This window comes from Amycolatopsis sp. NPDC051371, assembly GCF_040682155.1.
In the GTDB taxonomy this organism is placed as follows: Bacteria; Actinomycetota; Actinomycetes; order Mycobacteriales; family Pseudonocardiaceae; genus Amycolatopsis.
Window position 1 is genome coordinate 45,774 of the sequence record NZ_JBFBAG010000049.1, and the last position, 6,709, is coordinate 52,482.

The 6,709-nt window shown below is 69.9% G+C and carries 6 protein-coding genes; 3 read left to right on the forward strand and 3 right to left on the reverse strand.

Going from position 1 to position 6,709, the window contains the following annotated elements; all coding sequences use genetic code 11:
• Nucleotide 1 precedes the first annotated feature (1 nt).
• Nucleotides 2-1,036 (forward strand): anthranilate phosphoribosyltransferase, encoded by a 1,035-nt coding sequence (gene trpD / locus AB0M59_RS42285; RefSeq protein ID WP_364627107.1) that lies wholly within the window; start codon nt 2-4, stop codon nt 1,034-1,036.
• A gap of 180 nt (nt 1,037-1,216) precedes the next feature.
• Here trpD and AB0M59_RS42290 read toward each other — a convergent pair whose 3' ends face one another.
• Complete coding sequence (locus AB0M59_RS42290) at nt 1,217-2,170, reverse strand: helix-turn-helix domain-containing protein (RefSeq protein WP_364627186.1); 954 nt, start codon at nt 2,168-2,170, stop codon at nt 1,217-1,219.
• Nucleotides 2,171-2,253: 83 nt separating this feature from the next.
• Here AB0M59_RS42290 and AB0M59_RS42295 point away from each other — a divergent pair, with 83 nt between their 5' ends.
• The gene (locus AB0M59_RS42295; RefSeq protein WP_364627109.1) at nt 2,254-3,183 is read left to right on the forward strand and encodes a DMT family transporter; all 930 of its coding nucleotides are present in this window, start codon (nt 2,254-2,256) and stop codon (nt 3,181-3,183) included.
• Here AB0M59_RS42295 and AB0M59_RS42300 read toward each other — a convergent pair.
• On the reverse strand, nt 3,131-3,550 hold the full coding sequence (locus tag AB0M59_RS42300) for a cytochrome c oxidase subunit 4 (RefSeq protein WP_364627111.1): 420 nt from the start codon (nt 3,548-3,550) through the stop codon (nt 3,131-3,133). The genes AB0M59_RS42295 and AB0M59_RS42300 overlap by 53 nt on opposite strands.
• A 31-nt stretch (nt 3,551-3,581) precedes the next feature.
• The gene (locus AB0M59_RS42305) at nt 3,582-4,526 is read right to left on the reverse strand and encodes a cytochrome c oxidase subunit II (protein WP_364627113.1); all 945 of its coding nucleotides are present in this window, start codon (nt 4,524-4,526) and stop codon (nt 3,582-3,584) included.
• A gap of 183 nt (nt 4,527-4,709) precedes the next feature.
• Here AB0M59_RS42305 and asnB point away from each other — a divergent pair, with 183 nt between their 5' ends.
• Nucleotides 4,710-6,644 (forward strand): asparagine synthase (glutamine-hydrolyzing), encoded by a 1,935-nt coding sequence (gene asnB, locus AB0M59_RS42310; protein ID WP_364627115.1) that lies wholly within the window; start codon nt 4,710-4,712, stop codon nt 6,642-6,644.
• Nucleotides 6,645-6,709: the final 65 nt, after the last annotated feature.

Genomic DNA, 6,709 nt, shown 5'->3' on the forward strand with positions numbered 1-6,709 from the left:
GGTGACCACCCCGGTCCCCCGCACCTGGCCGCCGCTGCTCAAGCAGCTCGTCGCCCGCGTCGACCTGTCCGAGGAGGACACGGCGTGGGCGATGGACCAGATCATGAGCGGCGCGGCGAGCCCGGCCCGGATCGCCGGGTTCGCGGTGGCGTTGCGCGCCAAGGGCGAGACGCCGGCCGAGATCGCGGGGATGGCGGCCACGATGCTGGCGCACGCCAAGCGGGTCGAACTGGACCGCCCGGCCGTCGACATCGTCGGCACCGGCGGCGACGGGTCGAACTCGGTGAACATCTCGACGATGGCGACGATCGTCACGGCGGCGGCCGGAGCGCCGGTGGCCAAGCACGGCAACCGCAGCGCGTCGTCGAAGTCCGGCGCGGCGGACGTCCTGGAGGCGCTCGGCGTCACGATTTCGCTGCCTCCGGAAGACGTCCAGCGCAGCCTCACCGAAGTCGGCGTGGGGTTCTTCCTGGCGTCGGCGTTCCACCCGGCCCTGCGGCACGCGGGCCCGGTCCGCGGCGAGCTCGGCATCCCGACGACGTTCAACCTGCTCGGCCCGCTGACGAACCCGGCCCAGCCGGGAAGTGCGTTGATCGGCTGCGCGTACGAGGACAAGACGCACGTGCTGGCGGAGGTGTTCGCCCGCCGGGGAACGACGGCACTGGTGGTCCGCGGCGACGACGGCCTCGACGAGATCACCACGACCACCACCTCGACGGTGTGGGTGGTGTCAGGCGGAACGGTGACTTCGCGTTCCCTGGACCCGGCCACGCTGGGCGTGCCCCGCGCTACCGCCGCGGACCTGCGCGGCGGCGACGCCGCGGCGAACGCCGAGGTGGTCCGCGAGCTGGTGGGCGGCAAGCCGGGCCCAGTGCGGGACGCGGTGTTGATCAACGCTGCCGCGGCTTTGGCAGCGTTCGACGGATTCTCGAGTTCCCTCGAGGACGACCTCCGCGACGGGCTGGTGAAGGCCGCCGAGGCCATCGATTCCGGCGCTGCCGCGGCGGTCTTGGACCGCTGGATCGCCTTCAGCTGACCCGCCGTTCCGCGCTCCGAGCCGGAACTCGCGTGATCCAGACCGGAACTCGCGTGATTGGAGCCGGAACTCGCGAGTTCCGGCTCCAATCACGCGGTTCACGAGTCCAGACACGCGAGTTCCGGGCCTGATCACGCAAGTCGCGGCCCGGTCCCACGTCGCCAGCCCTGCGGAGAACGGTCAGCCGCGGAACGCAGTCCGATATGACGTCGGGCTCGTCCCCCGCAACCGGCTGAACTGGTGCCGCAGGGCCGCCGCCGAGGCGTAGCCGCACGCCGTCGCGATGTCCTCCACCGACAGGCGCCCCTCCTCCAGCAACGCCTGGGCCCGGTCCAGCCGACGCTCCGTCAGCCACCGGTGCGGTGTCGTCCCCGTGGCCGCCGAGAACCGCCGCAGGAACGTTCGTTCTCCCAAACCACTCCGCCGGGCCAGCTCGGCCACCGTGAACGGCTGGTCCAGCCGCCGCTCGACCCACTCCAGCGCCTCCGCCACCACCGAGTCGTCCGGGACGGAAGGCACCGGCGCCTGGACGAACTGCGCCTGCCCGCCGGCGCGGAAGGGCGCCGCCACCATGCGGCGCGCCAGCGTCGTCGCCGCCGTGACGCCGCGCAGCCGCCGGACCAGGTGCAGGCACAGGTCCACCGCCGCCACCGTGCCCGCGCTCGTCAAGATCCCGCTGTCGTCGGCGTACAGCGCCTGCGTGTCCACCGACGCCGCCGGGAAGCGGGCGCGGAACTCCGCCTCGTACACCCAGTGGACCGTGCAGCGACGGCCGTCGAGCAGGCCCGCGTAGCCCAGCGTGAACACGCCCGCGCAGAACCCCGCCACCCACGCTCCCCGGGCCGCCGCGTCGCGCAGGACGTCCAGCACCGGCGCGGGCGGCGGTGCTGTCCGGGGCGCGCACGTCGGCACGATCAGCAGGTCCGACGACGCCGCGAAGTCCAGGTCCCGCAGCCCCGACAGCCCGAAGCCCGACCAGCTCGGCACCGGCGCGCCCGAAGGCGAGCAGACGCCGAAGTCCCAGCCCTCGATGCCGTCGGCGCTGCGGTCGGTGCCGAAGACCTCGCACGCGACGCCGAGCTCGAACGGCGAAACGTGGTCCGCGAGCACCACGGCGACCCGGTTGACGTCCATGGCGGCCAGCATGTCACAAGTTTTGCGGCCATTGTCATCTCTGACACTGGTCGGACGAGCAGGACCGGACGAACCTGAACGCCATGACGAACTCCGAAACCCGCCCGCTGCTCCAGTGGTCCGCGGCGATGGCGATGTCCGGCACGATCGGCGCCGTCGTCCTCGAGAGCGGCGCGGCCGCCCCCGCCGTGGCCTTCGCCCGCTGCTTCGTCGGCGGGGCGCTGCTGGCGCTCTGGTGCCTCGCCCGCGGCTGGCTGCCCGCTTGGCGGCCCTCGAAGCGCGACCTCGGGCTGGCCGTCCTCGGCGGGCTGTTCCTCGTCGGCAACTGGGTGCTGCTGTTCGCGTCCTACGCGCTGTCGTCGATCTCGGTCAGCACGGTCGTCTACCACACCCAGCCGCTGATCCTGGTCGGCCTGGCGGCGGCGTTCCTCGGCGAAAAGGTCGCCAAGAGCCACCTGGCAAGGGGCGCGATCGCGTTCGGCGGCGTGACGCTGATCTCCCTGTCCGCACACGGCGAGGACGGCAAGCCCGTCCGGCTCGCCGGGATCGGGCTGGCGCTCGGCGCGGCCCTGCTCTACGCCGGAGCGTCCTTCGTCGCGAAGCAGCTGAAGCACATCCGCCCGCACCTGCTCGCGGCCGTCCAGACGACGGTGGGCGCGGTCCTGCTGGCGCCTGCGCTGCTCGTCACGCCGCTGCCGACGGCCCCGCGCGAACTGCTCTGGCTCGTGCTGCTGGGCACTGTCCACACCGCACTGATGTACGTGCTGATGTACGCGAGCATCGGCAAGCTGCCGACCACGACGGTGGCGCTGTTGTCCTACCTCTACCCGGTGGTCGCGGTGCTGGTGGACGTCGCCTTCTACGGCCACCGCCCGACCTGGCCGGAGGCACTGGGGATGCTCGCAGTACTGGCCGCCGCGCTGAGTCCACAGCGCAGCGGCCAGTCGAAAGGTGCGAAGGTCAGTCGTGCGACGGACCCGTGTGGTACTCGAACACCAGCCCGCCGATCGTGATGAGCAGCGCGATCAGCGCCATGACGAGCAGCCAGATGTGGAAGAACGCCAGTGCCAGCGCGGCGAGGGCGGCGGTGGCCGCCATGGCGATCGGCCAGTAGCTGCCCGGGCTGAAGAAGCCCAGCTCGCCGGCACCGTCGCTGATCTCGGCGTCCTCGCGGTCTTCCGGGCGCGGTTCGATGCGCCGGGAGACGAACTGCATGTAGCTGCCCGCGAGGAACGCCAGGCCACCGGTCAGGAACAGCGAGACGATGCCCACCGGCTCGGGCCCGTGGGTGGCGGCCAGCGCGGTCCACACCCAGTACACGGCCGCCATGAACACGGCGAAGATCGCCACGATGAAGAAGATGCGGGCTTCGACCTTCATGGGTCTTCCTAACTCCCTGTGTGAACCAGCGTCAGTTGGACGCGGAGCGTGCCGTGCGGTCGGTGTTGAACGGCTGGGTGGTCACCGCGTGCGGGGTGCACAGCTCGCCGCAGTTCATCTTCGAAAGCGCCTCGGACGCGGTGAACGTCTGGCCGGTGGCCGGGTTCACCTGCTTGCGGAGCGCGATGTACGCGTCGTACTTGTCCGCCGACAGCGCGCGGACCTCGAAGTTCATCACCGAGTGGTAGGTGCCGCACAGCTCCGCGCACCGGCCGACGAAGGAGCCTTCGCGGTCGATCGTGTTCTGGAAGGAGCTGTCCTGGTTGTTCTTGTCCGGGTTCGGCATGACGTCCCGCTTGAAGTGGAACTCAGGCACCCAGAAGGAGTGGATGACGTCGGTGGAGATCAGGTCGTACTCGATGACCTTGCCGACCGGGAGCACCAGCAGCGGGATCTCGCCGGACGAGCCGACCGTGCTGACCTGGCCGCTGCCGTCGGGCTTCGCCGCGTTGGCGTCCTCGTACTTGAACTCCCAGTTCCACTGGAAGGCCACGACCTGGACCTTGACGTCCGGGTTCGGGATCTTGTCCAGGACCTTCGACTCCGTCGTCGCGGTGAAGAAGAACAGGACGCAGACCATGATCGTCGGGACGACGACCGTGAACAGCTCGAGCGGGATGTTGTACTGGAACTGCCGGGGCAGCTCCTCCGGCTCGCCGTCGGCGGTCTTCTTCTTCCGGTGGAACGCCGCGGTCCAGAAGATCAGGGCCCACACGATGGCGCCCACGACCAGCGCGGCCACCACGGTCCAGGTCCACAACGTGCGCATCTCGTTGGCCTGCCGCGTGACGCCGACCGGCCAGCCGAACCGCAGGATCTCGTCGCCGGAGCAGCCCGTCGCGGTCAGCGCGACCAGCACGGCCAGCGCAGCGATGCGCGCGGTCCGCTTCCCCAGGGTGCGCTTGGGTTGTCCCACTGCGCCTCGCCCTTTCACCCAGAGCCTCCTACGACAGATCTTTGTGACAGGCCGGAGCCTAGCCGAGTTCACGCTCCGCGCTGACCAAGGGGTAACCCTCGACGCGCGTAATACGCGCCACGGCCCGCCCGGCATACTGGGCGCTCCCCAGCCGGCGAAGACCCTGAAGGTGTGTGAGTACCCGTGTGCGGCCTGCTTGGACTGATCTGCGCGACCGAGACCGGCGCGGCGAACGCGCGTGAAGCCGTCGGGGCGGCCATGCGCTGCCAGCGCCACCGCGGCCCCGACGAGCAGGACACCTGGGCCGACGCCGAGGTCGTCTACGGCTTCAACCGGCTCGCCTTCATCGACGTCGACCACGCCCACCAGCCGCTGGTCTGGGGGCCGCCGGAGGCGCCGGGCCGCTACACGATGAACTTCAACGGCGAGATCTACAACTACGTGGAGCTGCGCGAAGAGCTCGCGGAGAAGCACGGCGCGAAGTTCGAGACCGAGGGCGACGGCGAGGCCATCGTCGCCGGCTTCCACTACCTGGGCGCCGACTGGGTCAAGCGGCTGCGCGGGATGTTCGCCTTCATGATCTGGGACTCCCAGGAGAAGCGCGTCTTCGGCGCGCGCGACCCGTTCGGGATCAAGCCGCTCTTCTACTCGGCGGGCCCCGGCGGGGTGGCGTTCTCCAGCGAGAAGAAGAGCCTGCTGGAGCTGTCGGACACCCTCGGCGTCGCGCAGGAGCTGGACCGGAAGGCGCTTCAGCACTACCTGGTGCTGCAGTACGTGCCCGAGCCGGAGTCGCTGCACACCGCGATCCGCCGCGTCGAGTCCGGGACGTCGTTCGAGGTGGTCCCCGGCGGTGAGGTGAAGTTCACCCGCTACTTCCACCCGCAGTTCAGCGCGAAGCCGGTGAACACCCAGGCCGAGGCCGAAGAGCTGCACCAGCGCATCGCCGATGTGATGCGCGACTCGGTCGGCAAGCACATGATCTCCGACCCCGACGTCACCGTCGGCGCCTTCCTCTCGGGCGGCATCGACTCCACGGCCACCGCCACGCTGGCCAAGGAGCACAACCCGAACCTGATCGCGTTCACCACCGGGTTCGAGCGCGAGGGCTACTCCGAGGTCGACGTCGCCGCCGAGTCGGCCGCCGCGATCGGCGTGAAGCACGTGGTCCGGACGGTGACGGCGGACGAGATGATGGAGGTCCTGCCGCTCATCGTCTGGTACCTCGACGACCCGGTGGCGGACCCCGCGCTGGTCCCGCTGTGGTTCATCGCCCGCGAGGCCCGCAAGCACGTCAAGGCGGTGCTGTCCGGTGAGGGCGCGGACGAGCTGTTCGGCGGCTACACGATCTACAACGAGCCGATCTCGCTGGCGCCGTTCGAGAAGATCCCGGGCGGCATGCGGAAGCTGATCGGCAAGGTGTCCACGAAGATCCCGGAGGGCACCCGCGGCAAGGACCTGCTGCGCCGCGGCGCGCTGCCGCTGGAGGACCGCTACTACGGCAACGCCCGCAACTTCCGCGACGACCAGCTGCGCCACGTGCTGAAGACCTACCAGGAAGGCGTGGGCTTCAAGGACGTCACGGCGCCCTGGTACGACGTCTCGCGCGGCTGGGACCCGGTGGCCCGCATGCAGCACGTCGACCTCTACACCTGGCTGCGCGGCGACATCCTGGTCAAGGCCGACAAGGTGACGATGGCGAACTCGCTGGAGCTGCGGGTGCCGTTCCTCGACGCCGAGGTGTTCAAGGTCGCGGCGTCGATCCCGCTGGACCAGAAGCTGGCGCACGGGACGACGAAGTACGCGCTGCGCCAGGCCCTGGCCAAGATCATCCCGGCGCACGTGCTGAACCGGCGCAAGCTCGGGTTCCCGGTGCCGATCCGGCTGTGGCTGCGCAACGAGATGTACGACTGGGCCAAGGGGATCATCAACGACTCCCGGACCGAGGAGCTGCTGGACAAGAAGGCGATCCTGGGGCTGCTGGAGGAGCACAAGGCGGGGCAGCTGGACCGCAGCCGCCAGCTGTGGGCGCTGATCGTGTTCATGCTGTGGCACGGCATCTTCGTCGAGCACCGGATCAAGCCCGAGATCCCGGAGCCCGTCTACCCGGTCAAGCTCTGAGCTCTGCCGCGGCTGGTCGTGAGTGAGAAACAGTGTTCTAACACGGTCAGCCCGCGCAGCACCTC